Source organism: Micromonospora sp. NPDC049282, from assembly GCF_043197045.1.
GTDB lineage: Bacteria > Actinomycetota > Actinomycetes > Mycobacteriales > Micromonosporaceae > Micromonospora.
In genome coordinates this window covers 1-17,359 of the sequence record NZ_JBICSL010000013.1, presented here as the reverse complement: position 1 = coordinate 17,359, position 17,359 = coordinate 1, and the positions used below count along the sequence as shown (strand labels likewise).

General features: G+C 72.8%; 19 protein-coding genes, 1 tRNA gene and 2 pseudogenes. 13 read left to right on the top strand and 9 right to left on the bottom strand.

Annotated elements, in window-relative coordinates:
- Position 1: 1 nt before the first annotated feature.
- Together ACGFI2_RS20675 and ACGFI2_RS20670 are read right to left on the bottom strand one after the other, a co-directional pair.
- On the bottom strand, positions 2-1,627 hold the full coding sequence (locus ACGFI2_RS20675) for a tetratricopeptide repeat protein (protein WP_393519366.1): 1,626 nt from the start codon (positions 1,625-1,627) through the stop codon (positions 2-4).
- A 48-nt stretch (positions 1,628-1,675) separates the two neighbouring features.
- On the bottom strand, positions 1,676-2,146 hold the full coding sequence (locus ACGFI2_RS20670) for a MarR family winged helix-turn-helix transcriptional regulator (protein WP_393519845.1): 471 nt from the start codon (positions 2,144-2,146) through the stop codon (positions 1,676-1,678).
- Positions 2,147-2,196: 50 nt separating this feature from the next.
- Here ACGFI2_RS20670 and ACGFI2_RS20665 point away from each other — a divergent pair, with 50 nt between their 5' ends.
- Both ACGFI2_RS20665 and ACGFI2_RS20660 read left to right on the top strand, forming a co-directional pair.
- Positions 2,197-2,718, top strand: coding sequence for a VOC family protein (locus ACGFI2_RS20665; protein WP_393519363.1), 522 nt, complete (start codon positions 2,197-2,199; stop codon positions 2,716-2,718).
- 48 nt (positions 2,719-2,766) lie between these two features.
- Positions 2,767-3,666 (top strand): hypothetical protein, encoded by a 900-nt coding sequence (locus tag ACGFI2_RS20660; RefSeq protein ID WP_393519360.1) that lies wholly within the window; start codon positions 2,767-2,769, stop codon positions 3,664-3,666.
- Here the strand turns inward: ACGFI2_RS20660 and ACGFI2_RS20655 are convergent.
- The gene (locus tag ACGFI2_RS20655; protein WP_393519357.1) at positions 3,632-4,150 is read right to left on the bottom strand and encodes a potassium channel family protein; all 519 of its coding nucleotides are present in this window, start codon (positions 4,148-4,150) and stop codon (positions 3,632-3,634) included. The two genes, ACGFI2_RS20660 and ACGFI2_RS20655, sit on opposite strands and share 35 nt — an antisense overlap.
- A gap of 108 nt (positions 4,151-4,258) precedes the next feature.
- Complete coding sequence (locus ACGFI2_RS20650) at positions 4,259-4,432, bottom strand: DUF4236 domain-containing protein (protein WP_064498970.1); 174 nt, start codon at positions 4,430-4,432, stop codon at positions 4,259-4,261.
- Between the two features lie 209 nt (positions 4,433-4,641).
- Between ACGFI2_RS20650 and ACGFI2_RS20645 the strand changes: the two genes are divergently transcribed.
- The 7 genes from ACGFI2_RS20645 (at position 4,642) to ACGFI2_RS20615 (ending at position 10,107) form a co-directional block, all read left to right on the top strand.
- Complete coding sequence (locus tag ACGFI2_RS20645) at positions 4,642-4,755, top strand: putative leader peptide (protein ID WP_393519354.1); 114 nt, start codon at positions 4,642-4,644, stop codon at positions 4,753-4,755.
- Positions 4,756-4,893: 138 nt separating this feature from the next.
- Entirely contained in the window at positions 4,894-5,925 is a 1,032-nt protein-coding gene (locus tag ACGFI2_RS20640) for an ABC transporter substrate-binding protein (RefSeq protein ID WP_393519351.1), read from the top strand.
- On the top strand, positions 5,922-6,740 hold the full coding sequence (locus tag ACGFI2_RS20635) for an ABC transporter ATP-binding protein (RefSeq protein WP_393519348.1): 819 nt from the start codon (positions 5,922-5,924) through the stop codon (positions 6,738-6,740). Before ACGFI2_RS20640 ends, ACGFI2_RS20635 begins: the two co-directional genes overlap by 4 nt.
- Positions 6,733-7,593, top strand: a complete 861-nt coding sequence (locus ACGFI2_RS20630) for an ABC transporter permease (RefSeq protein WP_393519345.1) — start codon at positions 6,733-6,735, stop codon at positions 7,591-7,593. The genes ACGFI2_RS20635 and ACGFI2_RS20630 overlap by 8 nt, the downstream gene beginning before the upstream one ends.
- A gap of 11 nt (positions 7,594-7,604) precedes the next feature.
- Positions 7,605-8,939: an LLM class flavin-dependent oxidoreductase gene (locus tag ACGFI2_RS20625; protein WP_393519342.1), complete on the top strand. Its 1,335-nt coding sequence runs from the start codon at positions 7,605-7,607 to the stop codon at positions 8,937-8,939.
- Positions 8,936-9,499: a flavin reductase family protein gene (locus tag ACGFI2_RS20620; RefSeq protein WP_393519339.1), complete on the top strand. Its 564-nt coding sequence runs from the start codon at positions 8,936-8,938 to the stop codon at positions 9,497-9,499. The genes ACGFI2_RS20625 and ACGFI2_RS20620 overlap by 4 nt, the downstream gene beginning before the upstream one ends.
- Positions 9,493-10,107 carry a malonic semialdehyde reductase gene (locus tag ACGFI2_RS20615; protein WP_393519337.1) on the top strand — a complete coding sequence of 205 codons (615 nt, stop codon included), beginning with the start codon at positions 9,493-9,495 and terminating at the stop codon, positions 10,105-10,107. Before ACGFI2_RS20620 ends, ACGFI2_RS20615 begins: the two co-directional genes overlap by 7 nt.
- 9 nt (positions 10,108-10,116) lie before the next feature.
- Here the strand turns inward: ACGFI2_RS20615 and ACGFI2_RS20610 are convergent, their stop codons facing one another.
- Both ACGFI2_RS20610 and ACGFI2_RS20605 read right to left on the bottom strand, forming a co-directional pair.
- Positions 10,117-10,572, bottom strand: coding sequence for an RrF2 family transcriptional regulator (locus tag ACGFI2_RS20610; protein ID WP_393519334.1), 456 nt, complete (start codon positions 10,570-10,572; stop codon positions 10,117-10,119).
- Between the two features lie 7 nt (positions 10,573-10,579).
- Positions 10,580-11,494, bottom strand: a complete 915-nt coding sequence (locus tag ACGFI2_RS20605) for a helix-turn-helix transcriptional regulator (RefSeq protein ID WP_393519331.1) — start codon at positions 11,492-11,494, stop codon at positions 10,580-10,582.
- A gap of 160 nt (positions 11,495-11,654) precedes the next feature.
- Here ACGFI2_RS20605 and ACGFI2_RS20600 point away from each other — a divergent pair, with 160 nt between their 5' ends.
- Positions 11,655-12,431: a glucose 1-dehydrogenase gene (locus ACGFI2_RS20600; RefSeq protein ID WP_393519328.1), complete on the top strand. Its 777-nt coding sequence runs from the start codon at positions 11,655-11,657 to the stop codon at positions 12,429-12,431.
- A gap of 82 nt (positions 12,432-12,513) precedes the next feature.
- Here ACGFI2_RS20600 and ACGFI2_RS20595 read toward each other — a convergent pair whose 3' ends face one another.
- Positions 12,514-12,945, bottom strand: coding sequence for an SsgA family sporulation/cell division regulator (locus tag ACGFI2_RS20595; RefSeq protein WP_007457244.1), 432 nt, complete (start codon positions 12,943-12,945; stop codon positions 12,514-12,516).
- A gap of 274 nt (positions 12,946-13,219) precedes the next feature.
- Here ACGFI2_RS20595 and ACGFI2_RS20590 point away from each other — a divergent pair, with 274 nt between their 5' ends.
- Both ACGFI2_RS20590 and ACGFI2_RS20585 read left to right on the top strand, forming a co-directional pair.
- Positions 13,220-13,753 carry a TIGR02611 family protein gene (locus ACGFI2_RS20590; protein ID WP_393519325.1) on the top strand — a complete coding sequence of 178 codons (534 nt, stop codon included), beginning with the start codon at positions 13,220-13,222 and terminating at the stop codon, positions 13,751-13,753.
- A 50-nt stretch (positions 13,754-13,803) separates the two neighbouring features.
- A tRNA-Val gene (locus ACGFI2_RS20585) sits at positions 13,804-13,875 on the top strand.
- An 853-nt stretch (positions 13,876-14,728) separates the two neighbouring features.
- Here ACGFI2_RS20585 and ACGFI2_RS20580 read toward each other — a convergent pair.
- Complete coding sequence (locus tag ACGFI2_RS20580; RefSeq protein WP_393519322.1) at positions 14,729-15,178, bottom strand: hypothetical protein; 450 nt, start codon at positions 15,176-15,178, stop codon at positions 14,729-14,731.
- A gap of 59 nt (positions 15,179-15,237) precedes the next feature.
- Between ACGFI2_RS20580 and ACGFI2_RS20575 the strand changes: the two are divergent.
- Positions 15,238-16,532: pseudogene (locus ACGFI2_RS20575) on the top strand (IS701 family transposase).
- Between the two features lie 26 nt (positions 16,533-16,558).
- Here the strand turns inward: ACGFI2_RS20575 and ACGFI2_RS20570 are convergent.
- A pseudogene (locus ACGFI2_RS20570) lies at positions 16,559-17,272 on the bottom strand (IS5 family transposase); the annotation flags it as partial.
- Positions 17,273-17,359 lie beyond the last annotated feature (87 nt).

Sequence of the window (17,359 nt, the reverse complement as noted above, 5' to 3'; positions counted from 1 at the left end):
GTCAGCGCCGCCGTTTCGTGCAGGTGGGGCCGGTGCGGGCGACCGTGTCGGTGGACCAGACAAGCGCCACGGTGAAGCAGTAGTCGGTGGTGCGGTCGAGCCCGTAGGCGATGTAGTCGGCCGAGCCGGCGGGCAGCGTCTCGAAGGTGCGTTGCGGCTGCCCGGCGCGGCCACCGGCGACCACCACCGGGCCCTCCGCGCCGGGTGGGTAGGTCCAGCTCAGCACGATGCTGTCGCGCCGGTCGGTGAGCGTGAACCGACCCGGCGGGGTGCCCGGGGAGGCGGCCGGCGGCCCGCTCGGGGTGGGGCGGGCCGAGGCGGGCGGCGGTTTGCGCGACGCCGTGCCCGAGGGCGCGGCCGGGGTGTCGTGGTCGCCGTCCACCCGGGACACGCCGGCGATCACCGCGATGGTGCCGAGCAGCAGCGCCACCACCACGCCGAGCACCGCCAGCGGCAGCCAGGGCCGCTCGCGCCGGGGCGCGACGGGTGGCCGGGGCACGTGCACCGGCAGGTAGCGCGACGGCGCCTCCGGGGCCGGCGGGACCCGGCGTACGCCGGCCGGCTCGTCGTCGGCGAGCCCGACCACGGTCGGCGGCAGCGCGTCCGCGCCGGGGCGCCACCGCTGCTCGGTCGGCTCGCCCGGCCGCCACGGCTCCTCCGCCGGCTCACCCGGTCGCCAGGGCTGGTCGACCGGCTCGTCCGGTGGCCACGGGTAGTCGTCGAACGCGTCGCCGTCGGCCTCCGGCGGGGTGCGGGGCGTGGGCACGTGCGCGGGGTCGGCGGCCCGGCCGGGCGGGTGGTAGAGCGGCGTCTCCACCGGGTCGTCGAGCGCGGGCGGGGTGTAGGGCGGCAGGTCGGGGGGACCCTCGGCGGTCGGGGGGACGCGGGCGGCGGGCACCACCGGCGCCGGGCGCGCGGGCGGCTCGGGCGCGGCGCAGACGTGGTCCGGGTCGGCGGCGGCCCGGGCCAGGCCGGCGACCTGGACGGCGAGCGGGTCGTCCACGGCGAGGTGCTCGCGGCACAGGTCCTCGGCGAGCGCCAGGTGTTCGTGCGCGTCGGCGTACCGGCCGCAGTCGCGTTCCATCGCGCCGAGCTTGGCGAGCATCTTGATGCCGCTGGGGTGGCCGTCGCCGTAGACCTCGCGGTGCAGCTCCCAGGCGTCGGTGAGGCGGTCGCGGGCCACCTCGCACTGGCCGCGCGCGTATTCCACCGTGGCCAGGTCGGCGTGCGCGGCCAGCACCCGCTGCGACTCCGGCCCGTCGCGGGCGGTCAGCTCGAGGATGACGTCGGAGTAGAGCCGGGCGGCGCGGGCGTCGCTGCCGACCCGGTGCAGCACCGCGGCGAGCGTCGCGGCGGCGGTGACGGTGCGCTCGTCGGAGCGCCCGAACAGCCGGGTGGTCGCCGCGTACGCGAACGCGGCCCAGCCTCGGGCGGAGTGCGGGTCGCCGAGCGCGACGAGCAGCCGCGCCTGCAGGCCGGCCGCCTCGGCCAGCTCGGGGGAGGCGTTGCCGGGGCGGGGATCGGCGTCGCTGAGCGCTTCGGCGAGCAGTCGTTGCGCGCCGGTGAGGTCGCCTTCGGACACCAGTTGGTGCGCCTGGTCGGTCAGGTCAGCGAAGCCGGAGGACACGCCCCATCGTGCTCATCCGGCGACGGTAAGTACAACCCCCGGAGTGGATCAGTTTGGTTCCGATCCGGTCAGGTGGTCGGCGAGCGTCTCGCTGATCCGGCGGAGCTGGTCGACCTGGGCCGGGCTGAGCGCGTCGAACAGGTGCCGGCGTACCCCCTCGACGTGGCCGGGCGCGGCGGCGGCCAGGGTGGCGAAGCCGTCGTCGGTGAGGACGGCGAGCTGGCCGCGCCGGTCGGTGGGGCAGTCCTCCCGGCGGATCCAGCCGGCGGCCTCCAGCCGGACGGCGGCGTGCGAGAGCCGGCTGCGGGAGGAGCCGGTGGCGTCGGCGAGGTCGCTCATCCGCAGCCGCCGGCCGGGGGCCTCGGAGAGCCGGACCAGGATCTCGTAGTAGGCGTGCGGCATGCCGGCGTCGCGTTGCAGCTCGCGGTCGAGGGTCTCCATCAGCGTCCGGGAGGCGGCCAGGAAGGCGCGCCAGGTCCGCTGCTCGTCTGGGTCCAGCCACCGGGTCATGACGCCCATCATACCGCCAATGGTTGAACGTTCAACAAAACCGCGCTACCGTCGGTGTCATGGGAATCCACCGGCTCAACCACGCCGTCCTCTACGTCAGTGACCTGGAGCGCAGCGTCGCCTTCTACCGCGACGTGCTGGGCTTCCGCCGGGTCCCGATGACGCCCGACGGCTTCCGCGGCGCCGCCTTCCTCCAGGCGGCGGACTCCACCAACGACCACGACCTCGGCCTGTTCGAGATCGGCGCGGCGGCCGGGGCGTCCCAGGCCGGCCGCGGCACCGTCGGCCTCTACCACCTCGCCTGGGAACTGGACACGCTGGACGAGCTGGCCGCCACCGCCGAGCGGCTGGCCGCCGCCGGCGCCCTGGCCGGCACGTCCGACCACGGCACCACCAAGAGCCTCTACGGCCGCGACCCGGACGGGCTGGAGTTCGAAATCGTCTGGATCGTCCCGGCGAACCTGCTGGACGACGCCGCGCTCGCCGCCCGCAAGCGGATCGGCCGGCTCGACCTCGACCGGGAGCGGCAGCGCTACGGCGGCCAGACCCGCGGCGGCGTCGGCGTCTCCGTACCGGCCTGAGCGGGGTTCGCGGGCGGGACGCTCGCGCCGTGCGGTAGAAACGGCACCATGCCGACCGACGCCGTCCTGCGCGAGCTGCTCGTCCGCCAACTCGACCACTGGCTCCCCGCGGCGCTGCACCGCGCGCGGCGGGCCACGCTCGCCCTCGCGTACGCCGGGGACGCCGCCGCCGGCGCGGAGGCGGCGCTGGGCGTGGTGGGCGAGTTCGCGGACCGGCTGCGCGGGCGGCAGCTGACCGTGCTGGTGCTGGCCGACGGCGACGCGGAGCTGCCGACGCGGCTCGGCGCCGCCGAGGCCGCCCTGCCGGCCGACGTCGCCGTGCACGTGGTGCCCGGCCGGCCCGACCGGCTGCCGGTGGCGCTCAAGGCGGCCGGCGCGGCCGGCGCGCCGCTGCTCGCCGTGGTCGACGGCGGCGAGCCCGACCCGGCGCTGCTGGCCGCCGTCGCGTCCGGTCGCCCGGCCGAGCTGCTGCTGGTCACCGAGGCCGGCCGGGCGCTGCGCCCGGCGCTGACCGCCGCCGGCTTCCCGCTGGTCACCGAGGTCGAGCTGGTGCCCCACGAGGGGCCGGCCCGGCTGCTCGGCTACGGCACCGGCTCCGACCGGGGCCTGGAGGCGCTGAAGGAGGCGCTCTGGGCGGTCGACGAGTATGCCGGGGTGCGTTACCGCGACCCGGCCGACCCGGCCGGGCGGCTGCTCGACATCAGCCTCGATCCGGAGCCCGGCCCGCTGCGCCGGGAGCTGCTGGCCGAGCTGGCCCGCTCCGGGCCGCTCACGGTGACCGAGCTGCGCCGGTTCGCCGCCACCGCCACCGTCTACCGGGCCGCCGACGCCAACCGGGCGCTCGCCTCGCTGCTCGACGGCGGCGCGGTGACCCGCGACCCGGAGCCCGGGCGGCTCGGCGGGGACGTGGTGATCAACGCCGTGCGGACCGCTGGGTCATCTGCCTGACCACCACCGACGCGCCGGTGGCGATGACGCCGATGCTGAACACCATCTGCGCGCAGACCGCCACCCGGGCGATCTGCCCGTTGGCGTGCACGTCGCCGTAGCCGATCGTGGTGAGCGTGGCCAGCGCGAAGTAGAGCGCGTCGACGCGGGTGCGCAGCCCGACGAACTCACCGGGCCGGGTGTTCGCCACCACGTAGTCGGCCAGCGCGAAGACGAGCAGGCCGGCGATCAGCGCCACCGCGAGCCGGGTCAGCGCGCGATCCTCCGCGTCGCCGGTCGGCTGGTTCTGGGCGAGCTGGCGGCGGACCTGGCCGGTCACCAGGAACGCGACCACGACCACGAGCAGCAGCGTGCCGGCGGAACGCAGGGCCAGCCGCAGGCCGTTCGGGTCCGCCTCGACCGGCACCAGGAAGTAGCCGATCAGCATCAGCGCGCAGGCCGCCACGGCCCGCCGTCGCATCCGCCGCAGGATCAGGTCCGCCATGTCCTGATTGTCCGCCGCGGAGGCGGCCCCGTCGGCGGAACACCGAACCCGCCCGTACGACGAGCGGGGTGCCGGCGAACCGCCGGCACCCCGCTCCTCGCCCGGGACTCAGGCCTTGTCCTGCTTCCAGGACAGCGGCCCCGGAAGGTCCACGCGGTGGGCGCGGGTGTTCGAGTTCCAGGACCAGCGGCCGATCTTGATGCTCCACGAGGAGAACCCGTTCTGGGTGAAGTGGAGGATCAGCGGCCCGTACTTCTTGCGCTTGCGGAACTGGACGCCCATCGGGGGTGCCTCCTTCGTCTCCCTGCCTCTGCGGGATCGAACATGCCCGGATCGACGATTCGCGAAACCCGGTCGGGTCCGGTCTGGACGGTGGGCGTACCGCCTCGGCACAATCTCTATTCAACGGGTAGGTGTTAAGGGGTGGTAAATGCTGGTGGAGGCGGGTCGTAACAAAGCCAGCGATGAAAGTCTCACTGGATGGAAGAGCGTTGACCGGCAGGGAGACCGGTCGGCAGCATGAGGACATGTCGCAGCGGGACGAGCTTCTCCTCACCGCTCGCGTGCACGTCGACCTGGTCCGGCACGCGAGCGCGCTCTGTTGAGCCGAGCGCTCGTCGTTCCCCCTCCTCAGCTCGTCCGTTCCCGCCGTCGGCGCATCGTGGCCCGGCGCGGTGCGGCGTGCTCTCCGCCCCCACGTGGGCCCCCTCCACCGCATCGTGGACAGATCAGGAGACACCGCCATGCCCTCGACCCGATCGCCACGGCGTGCCCTCGCCGCCGCCGTCGCCCTGCTCGCCCTCACCGCCGCCGCCGGATGCGGCGCCGACGCCGCCGCCGGCGGCAACCAGACCAAGGAACTGCGCTACCAGGGTTCGGTCGGTCAGGTGACCCTCCCCGAACTCGCCGCCGACCTCGGCTACCTCGGCGACGTGAAGCTCAACTGGATCGGCAACGTCACCGGCGGCCCCGCCGACATCCAGGCCACCGCCACCGGCCAGAGCGACTTCGGCGGCGCGTTCAACGGCGCGATCGTCAAGCTCCAGGCCGCCGACGCGCCGATCACGGCCGTGGTCAGCTACTACGGCTCCGACGCGCAGACCTTCCAGGGCTACTACGTGCTCGACGGCAGCCCGATCCGTGGCCCCCGCGACCTGATCGGCAAGCGGGTCGGCATGAACACGCTCGGCGCGCACGCCGAGGCCGTGCTGCGCACCTGGCTGGCCAGGGGCGGCCTGAGCGCCGACGAGATCGGCCGGGTCGAGTTGGTCGCGCTGCCGCCGGTCAACACCGAACAGTCGCTGCGGGCCAGGCAGATCGACGTCGCGGTGCTCGGCGGCGTGATCCGCGACAAGGCGGTCGCCGGCGGCGGCATCCGCACCGTGTTCACCGACTACGAACTGCTCGGCGCGTTCAGCGCCGGCAGCTACGTCTTCCGCGACGACTTCATCACCCGCAACCCGGACACCGTCCGCGCGTTCGTCACCGGTGTGGGCAAGGCCATCGAGTGGGCGCGCACCCAGCCGCGCGAGACGGTGGTGGCCCGGCTGCGGTCCATCATCGGCAAGCGCGGCCGCAACGAGGACGCCACCCTGGTCGACTACTGGAAGTCCAGCGGCGTGGCCGAGCCCGGCGGCGTCATCACCGACCGGGAGTTCGCCACCTGGATCGACTGGCTGGCCGACGCCGGCGAGCTCAAGGGCGCCCGGCCCGAGCCGGCCGACCTCTACACCAACCGGTTCAACGCGTTCGCCAACCCCGGCGGTGGCGCATGAGCACCGACAAGATCCTCTTCGACCGGGTCCGCAAGGTCTTCCCGGGCCGGCGTGGCGGCGGCGGCGCGGTCACCGCGCTCGACGACCTCACCCTCGGCGTACGCCCCGGCGAGTTCCTGGTCGTCGTCGGCCCCAGCGGCTGCGGCAAGTCCACCCTGCTCGACCTGCTCGGCGGGCTGGCCAGCCCGACCGGCGGGCAGGTGCTCGTCGACGGCCGCCCGGTCACCGGCCCCGGCCTCGACCGGGGCATCGTCTTCCAGCAGTACGCGTTGCTGCCCTGGCGCACCGCCGCCGGCAACGTCGCGTTCGGCCTGGAGGCCAAGGGCCTGCCTCGCGCGCAGCGCGCCGAACGGGTCGCCCACCACCTGGAGCTGGTCGGCCTGACCGGCTTCGCCGACCGATACCCGCACGAGCTGTCCGGCGGCATGAAGCAACGCGTCGCCATCGCCCGCAGCCTCGCGTACGACCCGGACGTGCTGCTCATGGACGAGCCGTTCGCCGCGCTCGACGCGCAGACCCGCGACTCGCTCCAGGACGAGCTGGTGCGGATCTGGCAGGCCACCGGCAAGACCGTCGTGTTCATCACGCACGGCATCGACGAGGCCGTGCACCTCGGCCGACGGGTCGCGGTGATGACCTCCCGGCCCGGCCGGATCAAGCAGGTCATCGACATCGAACTCGGCGACCGGGAGGCGGAGGAGGACGTCCGCTCCACCGACGCGTTCCGCCACCACCGGCACCAGATCTGGACGCTGCTGCGCGACGAGGTACGCGCCGCACAGTCCGCCGTACGCGAGGAGGCCCGCGTTGGTTGACGTCGCCGCACCCCCGGCCCGCCCGGCGGCCCCGCCCGCCCCGACGCCGACCCCGGTCGTCGCGTCGCGCCGCCCCGGGCGACTGCTCACGCTCGGCGGCCGGGCCCTGCACCGCAGCGTCGCGCTGCTGGCGCTCGCCGCCGTCTGGGAGACCGTGCCCCGCACCGGCCTGGTCGACCGGGTCTTCCTGCCCCCGCTGTCCGAGGTGCTCGTCGCCTGGTGGGAGCTGCTGCGCAGCGGGCAGCTCGCCGACCACGTCGGCGCCAGCCTCACCCGCTCGCTCACCGGGCTGGCGCTGGCCGTGGTCACCGCCATCCCGCTCGGCCTGCTGATCGGCTGGTACCGGCCCCTCGCGGACCTGCTCAGCCCGCTGCTGGAGGTGTTCCGCAACACCGCCGCGCTGGCGCTGCTGCCGGTCTTCGTACTCATCCTCGGCCTCGGCGAGACCTCCAAGATCGCCCTGGTGCTCTACGCCTGCTCCTGGCCGATCCTGCTGAACACCATCGCCGGCGTGAAGGGCGTCGACCCGCTGCTGGTCCGCTCGGCCCGCTCGATGGGCCTCAACCACCTGCGGCTGTTCCAGAAGGTGATCCTGCCGGCGTCCGTGCCGACCATCTTCACCGGCGTCCGGCTGGCCGGGGCCTACTCGATCCTGGTGCTGGTCGCCGCCGAGATGGTCGGCGCCAAGGCCGGGCTCGGCTACCTCGTGAACTACGCGCAGTACAACTTCGCGATCCCCGACATGTACGCCGGGATCATCACCATCTCCGCCATCGGGCTGGTGGTCAACCAGCTCCTCGTCGCCGGGGAACGTCGCTTCTCCACCTGGCGCGTCGACGTCACCACCGCCTGAGAGGAACCGCCATGACCCGGACCCTGCACCTCAACGCCTTCCTGATGGGGGTCGGCCACCACGAGGCCGCCTGGCGGCACCCGCTCACCGACCCCGGCCGGCTCGCCGACGTGCGGCACTTCCAGGAGCTGGCCCGCATCGCCGAGCGGGGCACGCTCGACTCGGTCTTCCTCGCCGACGGGCTGGCCGTCGGCCCGGCCGTCCGGCACCACATCCAGGCCGTCTTCGAGCCGCTCACGCTGCTCGCCGCGCTGGCCACCGCGACCGAGCACATCGGCCTGATCGCCACCGCCTCGACCAGCTACACCGAACCGTTCAACCTGGCCCGCGCGTTCGCCTCGCTGGACCACCTCAGCGGCGGCCGGGCCGGCTGGAACATCGTCACCTCCGCCCAGGCGCGGGAGGCCCGCAACTTCAACCTGGACGACCATCCCGCGCACGCCGACCGCTACCGCCGGGCCGCCGAGCACGTCGAGGTGGCGATCAAACTCTGGGACAGCTGGGAGGACGACGCGCTGGTGCTCGACACCGCGACCGGCGTCTTCGCCGACACCGACCGGGTGCACGAGATCGCGCACACCGGCGAGCGGTTCCGGGTGGCCGGCCCGCTCAACACGCCCCGACCGCCGCAGGGCCGCCCGCTGCTGGTGCAGGCCGGCTCGTCCGCCGACGGCATCGCGTTCGCCGCCCGCTACGCGGAGGCCGTCTTCACCGCGCAGCAGACGCTCGCCGACGGCCAGGCCTTCTACGCCGCGCTCAAGCGGGCCGTCGCCGACGCCGGCCGCGACCCGGAACTGGTCAAGGTGCTGCCCGGTATCGCGCCGGTGATCGGGGGTACCGAAGCCGAAGCCCATGCCCTCGCCGACGAACTGGAGGCGCTGATCGTGCCCGAGCACGCCCTCGCGCAGCTCTCCGGCATGACCGGGCTCGACCTGACCGGCCGGCCGCTGGACGGGCCGCTGCCCGACCTGCCCGACGCCACCACCGTGCAGTCCCACCAGAGCCGCTACCAGCTCGTCGTCGACCTGGCCCGGCGGGAACGGCTCACCATCCGGCAGCTCATCGGCCGCCTCGGCGGCGGGCGCGGGCACCGGGTGGTGATCGGCACCCCGGAACAGATCGCCGACCAGATCGCGCTCTGGTTCACCCAGGGCGCCGCCGACGGTTTCAACGTCATGCCACCGCTGCTACCCCACGGACTGGAGGCCTTCGTGGACCACGTCGTACCCCTGCTGCGCCGGCGCGGGCTGTTCCGCTCCGCATACACCGGGCGCACGCTGCGCGAGCACTACGGCCTGCCCCGCCCGACCGGCGTCCACGCCGGCCGAGAGCTGGTGGCGTCGTGACCACCGTGGACCGGCCGGCCGCTGGCGACGTCGAGCTGCGTCCGGTCGACGTCGACTCGTTCCGCGCCCTGCTGCGCCGGCAGGCGTCCACGGTCACCGTGGTCACCACGCCCGGCCTGCGCGGTGACCGGCTCCTGCCGACGCTGCCGCCGGCCGGCTTCACCGCCACCTCGTTCACCTCGGTGTCGCTGGACCCGCCGCTGGTGTCGGTCTGCCTCGGCCGCGCGTCGTCGAGCTGGCCGACCGTCGCGCACGCCGAGCACGTGGCCGTGCACCTGCTCGCCTCCGGTCAGCAGGAGATCGCGCAGATCTTCGCCACCAGCGGCATCGACCGGTTCACCGCCCACCCCGGCTGGACCACCGGGCCGTTCGGGGTGCCGCTGATCGGCGACGCGCTGGCCGTGCTGCTGTGCCGGGTGGTCCGGCGGATCGAGGCCGGCGACCACACCATCGTGCTCGGCGAGCCGTTGGCGCTCGGCGCCGGCGAGGACGGCCACCCGCTGCTGCACCACCGCGGACGCTGGACCACCACCGTCGAGGACTGGCCCGAGTCGTGGTGACCGCCCCGGCCGACGAGCTGCTCGCGCTGGACCGGGCCGCCCAGGACCTGCTGTTCCGGGCGGCCCGCACGGCCACCGCGTTCACCGACGAACCGGTCGACGACGCGCAGGTCCGGGCCGTGCACGACCTCGTCCGGTACGGCCCGACCGCGATGAACGCGCAGCCGCTGCGGGTGCTGCTGCTGCGCTCGCCGGCGGCCCGGGCCCGGCTGCTGCCGTACGTCAGCGCCGGCAACCGGGACAAGACGGCAGGCGCGCCGCTGACCGCGGTGCTCGCCGCCGACGTGGACTGGCACGACCGGCTGCCGGAGCTGTTCCCGCACCGCCCCGGCGCGCGGGACTGGTTCACCGGCGACCCGGCCGGCCGGGAGGCGCAGGCCCGGTTCAACGCCGCGCTGCAGATCGGCTACCTGGTGGTCGGGGTCCGCGCGGCCGGGCTGGCCGCCGGGCCGATGGCCGGGTTCGACGCGGCGGGGGTGGAACGCGAGTTCTTCCCCGACCGGCGGCACCGGGTGCTGCTGCTGATGAACATCGGCCGGCCGGCGCCGGACGCCTGGCGGAAACGACTGCCCCGGCTGCCGTACGAGGAGGTGGTCAGCACGCTGTGACCGGCCGGGTCAGCGCGGCTCCCACGCGTCCGGCTGGGCGGTCAGCTTGCGCACGTGGGCCGGCAACCGGCCGCTGACCAGCTCGTCCAGGCTCACCTCGTCGACCACCCGCCGCACCGAGGCGCGCACCGCCACCCAGAGCCGGGGCAGGTTCTCCGCCGCGCCCTCGTAGCGGGTTTCCTCGGGACGCAGCCCGCGTACCCCGGCGAGCGGACCGTCGACGGCGCGCAACACCTGCCCGATGGTGACGTCCCGCGGCGGCCGGGACAGCGTGTAGCCACCTTCGGCGCCGCGCTGGGCCCGGACGATCCCGGACCGGCGCAGGTCGGCCAGGACCGCCTCGAGGAACTTGCGGGGCATGTCCTGCTCCGCCGCGATGGCCTGGGTGGACAGCAGGGTGGGGTACGCGGTGGCCAGGCTCAGGACTGCCCGGACCGCGTAGTCGCCGCGCGCGGAGATCTGCACCCTGCCATCATGCCCGGCCGGCCGGCACGGGGGAGTCGGCGGGCGGGCGCGGACGCACCGGCCGGACGGGCAGCGGCTGCTCCCGGGCCGCGCGGAACGCGCCCGGGCTCACCCCGACCTCCCGGGTGAAGAAGCGGCCGAAGTTGGTCGGCTCGGGAAAACCGAGCCGCCGGCCGATCCGGGCGATCGGGTCGTCGGTGGCGGCCAGCAGCCGGCGGGCCTGCAACGCCACCCGCTCGTCGATGACCTGCTTGGCGCTGCGGCCGGTCACCGCCAGGCAGGCCCGGGTGAGGGTACGCACGGAGCAGCCGAGCTGCGCGGCGTAGTCCTCCACCCGGCGGGTCTGCCGGTAGCCGCGCTCCACCTCCCGGCACAGCCGCCGGAACGTCTCCGCCTCGGCGCGCGGCGACGGCGCCTCCCCGGCGTGCGGCAGCAGGCTCAGCCGCAGCAGCAGCACGGCGAGCTGGTGGCGCAGCAGCGCCGCGGCGGCCGGCACCAGCGCGTGCCGGTCGGCGTCCACGGCCAGCTGGGCCACCTCGCTGATCACCGCGTCCTCGTCCTCGCCGGCGAGCTGGCGGTGGGTGGGCACCGCGTCCGGGTCCACGTCGAGGCCGCGCAGCGCGTCCGGCCCCCAGGTCACCACCGTGGCGTCGAGCTGTGTGCCGAGGCAGCGCAGCGCCTGGCCGGGGCGGGCGCGCAGCAGCGTGCCGGGGCGGCAGGGCACGGCCCGGAAGTCCAGTTCGGCGGTGCCGTGGCCGTGGGTGACCAGGATCAACAGGTCACGGTCGAGCAGCACCGGCCGGGGCCAGCCGGGCGCGGGGGTGAGGTCGTCGAGCGCGCCGGTGACGATCTCGTCGGTGTCGAGGCGGGGTGCCGACAGGCCGGTGCGGGTGGCCGGCGGGGGCTGACCGGTAGTGACCATCATCCCCGACGTTAACCGGCCGGGCAGCACGTCGCATCTCGACGGGTTCGCCCCACCCGGGCGCTCTTGTCGGCGCACCCGCCGGACGGTTACGTTACCGGTCGGTAAGGCGCGGGCCGGCCGACGGCCGTGACCGGCGGAAAACGGCGATGGGATGGGCATGACGGATCTGTTCTCGGTCGACGGCAAGACGGTCCTGGTCACCGGCGGATCGCGCGGGATCGGGCTGATGATCGCGCGCGGATTCGTCCGGGCCGGCGCGCGGGTGATCATCTCCTCGCGCAAGGCGGACGTGTGCGAGTCGGTGGCCGAGGAGCTCTCCGCCGAGGGCCACTGCGAGGCAGTCGCGGCCGACCTGAGCACCGACGACGGCGCGCTCGCGCTGGCCGAGGCCGTCCGGCAGCGCCACGACCGGCTGCACGTGCTGGTCAACAACGCCGGCGCCACCTGGGGCGCGCCGCTGGAGGAATACCCGGAGGGCGCGTTCGACAAGCTCTGGGCGGTAAACGTCAAGGCCGTCTTCCGGCTCACCACCGCGCTGCTGCCGGCGCTGCGCGCCGCCGCCGACGCCGACGACCCGGCCCGCGTGATCAACATCGGGTCGATCGACGGGCTCCGGGTGCCGTGGATGGAGGTGTACGCCTACTCCGCCACCAAGGCGGCCGTGCACATGCTCACCCGCGGCCTCGCCCACCAGCTCGCCGCCGAGGCGATCACGGTCAACGCGATCGCGCCCGGCCCGTTCGAGAGCAAGATGATGGCGTTCGCGCTTGACGACCCGGAATCCCGCGCGGCCATCGAGCAGCAGGTGCCGCTGGGCCGCATCGGGCGCCCCGAGGACATGGCGGGCACCGCGATCTACCTCGCGTCGCGCGCCGGCGCGTACCTCACCGGGGCGGTCATCCCGGTCGACGGCGGGATCACCACGCGCGGCTGACCCGCGTACCGCGTGGAGTGGGTCAGACGACCCGGGGCCGCGCGGACTCGGCAGATCCGCGCGGCCCCGGGTTTCGTCGTGCTCAGCGACCGGCGAGCAGCCGGTTCACCGCGGTGTCGACGTCCAGGTGCTCGGCCTCGCGGCCGCGCGGGACGACGACGTAGGTCCGGCGCAGGAAGCGCACCAGCACGCTGCGCGGAACCTCGAACAGGGCGTTGCCGTCCGGGGACGACAACGCGAGCGCGACGAAGTCGCCGCGCGGGGTGGCCCACGGCCAGACCCGGACGTCACCGATGCCGGCCGGCTCGTCGAGCCCGGTGACCAGCAGCTCGCGGGCGAACGACCAACTCACCGCCTCGCCGCCGGCCGACTCGGCATGGAACAGGACATGGACCGCATACGGGTCAGCAGGGTCGTAACGCAGGCTGGCACGCACCGGCAAGGCGGTGGCGTCAGGCGCGACGAGCCTTAGCGACGTCTCGACCTCTACGGTCGTCGGTCGGATGACACTCATGAACGTTCTCCCCCCGGCACCGCTGCGGAACGCGCGTGTCCCGCTTTTCCCATACTCAGGTGCTGCTCCTGGCTACGCTCCGCCATACGCTGACTTCACCCAGTGGTGGGAAGGGGGTCGGAAAGCCCCTCGGGACCGCTGGACCCCGCGTAGAATTTCCGGTTCCGCCCACTCCGTCGTTCCGCCCGGCAACGGGTGGTTCAGTCGTCGACTTACTCCGGTAACGTCCAGTCGTCAGCAGGGGTGACGGTCGCGGGCGACACTGGGGGTGGAAATGGTCACGAGGGGCACCTCCACGGCGACCAGCGCCGCGACCGATCCGCCGGAGGATGCGGCCCGAACAGCCAGAAATCGGGGGTACGCGGTGCCGGTCGACGGGCGTTCGCAAGGCGCCCTCACCCCGCGCCGGCGGCGAGGCTGGCGAGGCCGCCTCCACACCACGCTCGACCTCATCCGCGCCAACCCCACCGGCCGCGTCGCCCTGAAGATCTTCATCGGCATCCTCGGCGCCCTCGTGGTCACCGTCGGCATCGCGCTCATCCCGCTGCCCGGCCCCGGCTGGCTGCTCGTCATCGCCGGCCTCGGCGTCTGGGCGGTCGAGTTCCACTGGGCCCGGCGGCTGCTCGCCTTCACCCGCCGCCACGTCAACGCCTGGACGCGCTGGGTGACCAGCCGATCGCTGCCGGTGCGCTTCGTGCTCGGCCTGGTCGGGCTGGTCTTCGTGTCGGTGGTGGTGTGGCTTTCGCTCAAGTACAGCCTCGGCATCGACGTGGTGTCGCGGGCGCTGCACTACCTCGCGACGCACTGAGACCCGGTTTTTGGTCCGGGCAGCCGATCGGGTAGAGTCATGCGCGCTGAGGGCGATTAGCTCAGCGGGAGAGCGCTTCGTTCACACCGAAGAGGTCACTGGTTCGATCCCAGTATCGCCCACCGTAGATGCATGCAGGTCAGGAGCCCGTAACCGGAACCACCGGTAACGGGCTTCTGCCGTGTGACCCCTTAAATTGGGAGCAGATTGGGAGCAGAGCGCTCGTGTCCAGGGCTGCCTGGCATCCTCTGTAGCCCTCGGCCGGTGTTCGGCGCATCCGCTTGCTCGGATCGACTGGTGGTGAACTCCACTCGCGACCATCTCGGACACATATCCCGCGCTCTGCAGTGACTGAAGTCCCCAAGAGCACCCCCCACGTGCGTGACAAGGACGTGCGGGGCGCCGGTGACAGAAGCTTGAACGGCGGAGCCACGAGCGTGGGAGACCGAACGCCAAGGGCCGTGCGCGGGACATGTCGCGCATGAGGGCCTCGGGCCGTCAACGTCTGCCCCACACCGGCAACTCGGCAGCACGTCCCGGCGCCGGCTCGGACAAGAATCGACGTAGTCTTCCAGACCTCCGTCATCGGCACGCGCACCGGCGCGACGCTGCTCGGCGGGTTGGTCGAATCCCGGCATTGCCGATCCAGCCCGGCGCCGTTTGGCTACCTCACCGGGATAGTCGCTTGGCGTGCTGGCCGACACCTCTTGGTCAGTGCCGCAGCTGAGGCGACGGTATGGCGTCGGCCAGGCCGCCAGCCGAATGAGATCCTGCTGATGCCAGGAACAGGAGCGCTTTCCCTGGATGGGCCATGGCGTTGTGCCCGGCTAAGTATCGCGGGCCCGGGGACTGGGTTGTTAACCTGCCGAACAGGCTGCCGGCCCTCAACGAGGATGCAACGCGGGCAGACTTCAGGTCGACATCAGCGCAAAGGCCCTATCGATCGTCACCGCACTGCTCCTGCGCCACGGTGACCTAGCCGCCGACGTTGTTCAGGTCGCGGGTGAGGCCACGCACCATTGTGCAGGGCTTCCCGGCAGGATGTGGTTCGCGGCATGGGCAGGTCCAAGAGCCGGTGGTGAGCCGATCGATGACGCGGGTGAGCACGCTGCGTGAGAACACGGGTGTCGGACCGCTGACGATGACCGGTTCGTCGGCGCTCGTCCTCGCAGCGAGCTGCGCGCCGAGCCCGGCGACGGCGTCAGCGGCACCGGTTCGGATGCCGGCAGCGTCTGTCGGGTCTGTCCGGGTGCGTTCGGTGGCTAGCTTGCGCGCAACGCCGATCGCGGCGAGGAGGTGTCCCGCGTTGGGCACGGCGATGGTCACGGGCTCGGCTTGATCAGCTGCTGCGCGATAAGTGGCAGCATGCTCGGCGAGGACCTTCGCGAGAAGACTGATGGTGTGCGGAGCGATGTAGGTCTGCACCGCTAATACTGCAACGGCAGTAGGCGAATCGAGTTCGGTTCGCGTTCGTTGGTCTGCCTGTGACGGATGTTGATGTTGATCGTTGGCATGGGGAGTTGGACCGGTTGCATGCCCGTATCGGGCCTCGGTTTCGCCGTTCTGAGCCGCGGCGGCGTGTGCGTCAGTACCTGTGCGGCCTGGTGTCGGGTCTGGGCCGTAAGAACGGTTGGACCCTCGCTGAGCAGGCCGGGGATGTGTCGCCGGACGGGATGCAGCGGCTGTTGCGGTGGGCGGACTGGGACGTCGATGCGGTGCGTGATGATGTGCGGGACTACGTGGTTGAGCACCTCGGCGAGCCGGGCGGTGTGCTGATCGTCGACGACACCGGGTTTCTGAAGAAGGGCAGCCGGTCGGCCGGGGTGCAACGCCAGTACTCCGGCACCGCCGGGCGGACGGAGAACTGCCAGGTCGGAACGTTCCTGGCTTACCGGTCGGCGAAGGGCCACGCGCTGATCGATCGGCAGCTCTACCTTCCGACGTCGTGGACTGATGACCGGGACCGGTGCCGGGCCGCCGGGATCCCGGACGAGGTGCAGTTCGCCACGAAGGTGCAGATGGCCCGGCAGATGCTGGCCCGTGCGTTGGACGCCGGGGTGCCGGTGGGCTGGGTGACCATGGACGAGGCCTACGGGCAGTCGAAGTCGCTGCGGCTGTGGTTGGAACACCGGGATGTGGGTTATGTGGTCGCGACCCGCCGCAACGACGACATGATCACCACGACGATGGGCATCGCCCGGGCTGACAAGCTGATCGCTGCTGTGCCGGCGCGGGCATGGTGCCGGCTGTCCGCCGGCGCCGGCGCCCACGGCCCCCGTGAGTACTGGTGGGCGCGGGTGCCGGTGCGTATCGGCTGGCAGCCCGGCCGTGGGCACTGGCTCCTGGCTCGGCGCAGCATCAGCACCGGCGAGATCGCCTACTACGTTTGCTACGGACCTCGCCGCACCCGCCTGCTCGACCTCGCCCGCATCGCCGGGGCCCGGTGGGCGATCGAGGAGTGCTTCCAACAGGCCAAGAACGAAACCGGCCTCGACGAGTACCAGGTCCGCGACTGGCGAGCCTGGTACGCCCACATCACCCTCGCGATGGCCGCCCACGCCTGGCTGTCCGTGGCCCGATCCCTTACCGCAAAAGGGAATCCAGCCCCAGCGACGGCATGATGATCGGCTACACCGTACCGGAGATCCGAAGACTGCTCACCGCACTCGCAGTGCGACCAACCCATCCGCCAGAGCGGGTCTGGGCCTGGTCCCGATGGCGCAGACGACGCCAACACCAAGCCCGAACCTGCCACTACCGCCGACGCGGCTACCCCTGACAACTGCCGTTGCAGTACTAGAGCTTCTAACTCTTCGAGCGTTGGAGTCGGCGCCAGCAGATGATGGCGCAGGCGAGGGTGAGGAAGGCTTCGTGGATGTCGTCGCGGATCTCCCAGCGATGCGCAGGCGGCGGAACCAGTGCAGCAGGGCGATGGTCTGCTCGACTCACCGTCGGGCGCCGAGCCCGGAGCCGTGGCCGGTGCCGCGGCGGGCGATGACCGGCGTGATCCCCCTGGCCCGCAGGTCCTGGCGGTAGCAGTCGTAGTCGTAGCCCCGGTCCGGCGTAGAGCCGCTCGGGTCGTTGCCGTGGCCTGCTGCGGATGCCCTTAATCCGAGGCAGCTTGTCGACCAAGGGCATGAGCTGGGTGACGTCGTGACGGTTGCCGCCGGTCAAGCCGACGGCGAGGGGGATGCCGCCCGCGTCGGTGATGACGTGGTCTTTCGAGCCTGGCTTGCGGCGGTCGACCGGGCTCGGGCCGGTTTTGGGCCGCCCTTGAGCGCCCGGATGTGGGAGCCGTCGATCACCGCCCGCGACATGTCGAGTTGGTCGGCGGCCGGCAGTCTGCCCAGCAGCACCTCGTGCAGTCGTTGCCAGACGCCGACGTCGTTGCAGTCCCGCAACCTGTGCCAGCCGGTCGTTCCTGACCCCGAAGCCGAGTTCTTGGGGCAGGTGTTCCCAGGGGTTGGCGGTGTAGAGCACGAACAGGATCCCGCACAACACCTTGCGGTCATCAGAGGGCGGTTCGGAGTGTTAGGTCCGTTTCTGGGTGAGGGTGAATACTCCGGGTTCGTCTTCGGTGAGGACGTGGCGGTTGACCATGCGTTT

Bases quoted from the DNA above. Each gene is read 5' to 3' on its own strand.
- ACGFI2_RS20600 (WP_393519328.1), top strand. From the start codon at position 11,655: ATGACGGATCTGTTCTCGGTCGACGGCAAGACGGTCCTGGTCACCGGC.
- ACGFI2_RS20595 (WP_007457244.1), bottom strand. From the start codon at position 12,945: ATGAGTGTCATCCGACCGACGACCGTAGAGGTCGAGACGTCGCTAAGG.
- ACGFI2_RS20605 (WP_393519331.1), bottom strand. From the start codon at position 11,494: ATGGTCACTACCGGTCAGCCCCCGCCGGCCACCCGCACCGGCCTGTCG.
- ACGFI2_RS20665 (WP_393519363.1), top strand. From the start codon at position 2,197: ATGGGAATCCACCGGCTCAACCACGCCGTCCTCTACGTCAGTGACCTG.
- ACGFI2_RS20650 (WP_064498970.1), bottom strand. From the start codon at position 4,432: ATGGGCGTCCAGTTCCGCAAGCGCAAGAAGTACGGGCCGCTGATCCTC.
- ACGFI2_RS20660 (WP_393519360.1), top strand. From the start codon at position 2,767: ATGCCGACCGACGCCGTCCTGCGCGAGCTGCTCGTCCGCCAACTCGAC.
- ACGFI2_RS20655 (WP_393519357.1), bottom strand. From the start codon at position 4,150: ATGGCGGACCTGATCCTGCGGCGGATGCGACGGCGGGCCGTGGCGGCC.
- ACGFI2_RS20625 (WP_393519342.1), top strand. From the start codon at position 7,605: ATGACCCGGACCCTGCACCTCAACGCCTTCCTGATGGGGGTCGGCCAC.
- ACGFI2_RS20640 (WP_393519351.1), top strand. From the start codon at position 4,894: ATGCCCTCGACCCGATCGCCACGGCGTGCCCTCGCCGCCGCCGTCGCC.
- ACGFI2_RS20590 (WP_393519325.1), top strand. From the start codon at position 13,220: ATGGTCACGAGGGGCACCTCCACGGCGACCAGCGCCGCGACCGATCCG.
- ACGFI2_RS20670 (WP_393519845.1), bottom strand. From the start codon at position 2,146: ATGGGCGTCATGACCCGGTGGCTGGACCCAGACGAGCAGCGGACCTGG.
- ACGFI2_RS20635 (WP_393519348.1), top strand. From the start codon at position 5,922: ATGAGCACCGACAAGATCCTCTTCGACCGGGTCCGCAAGGTCTTCCCG.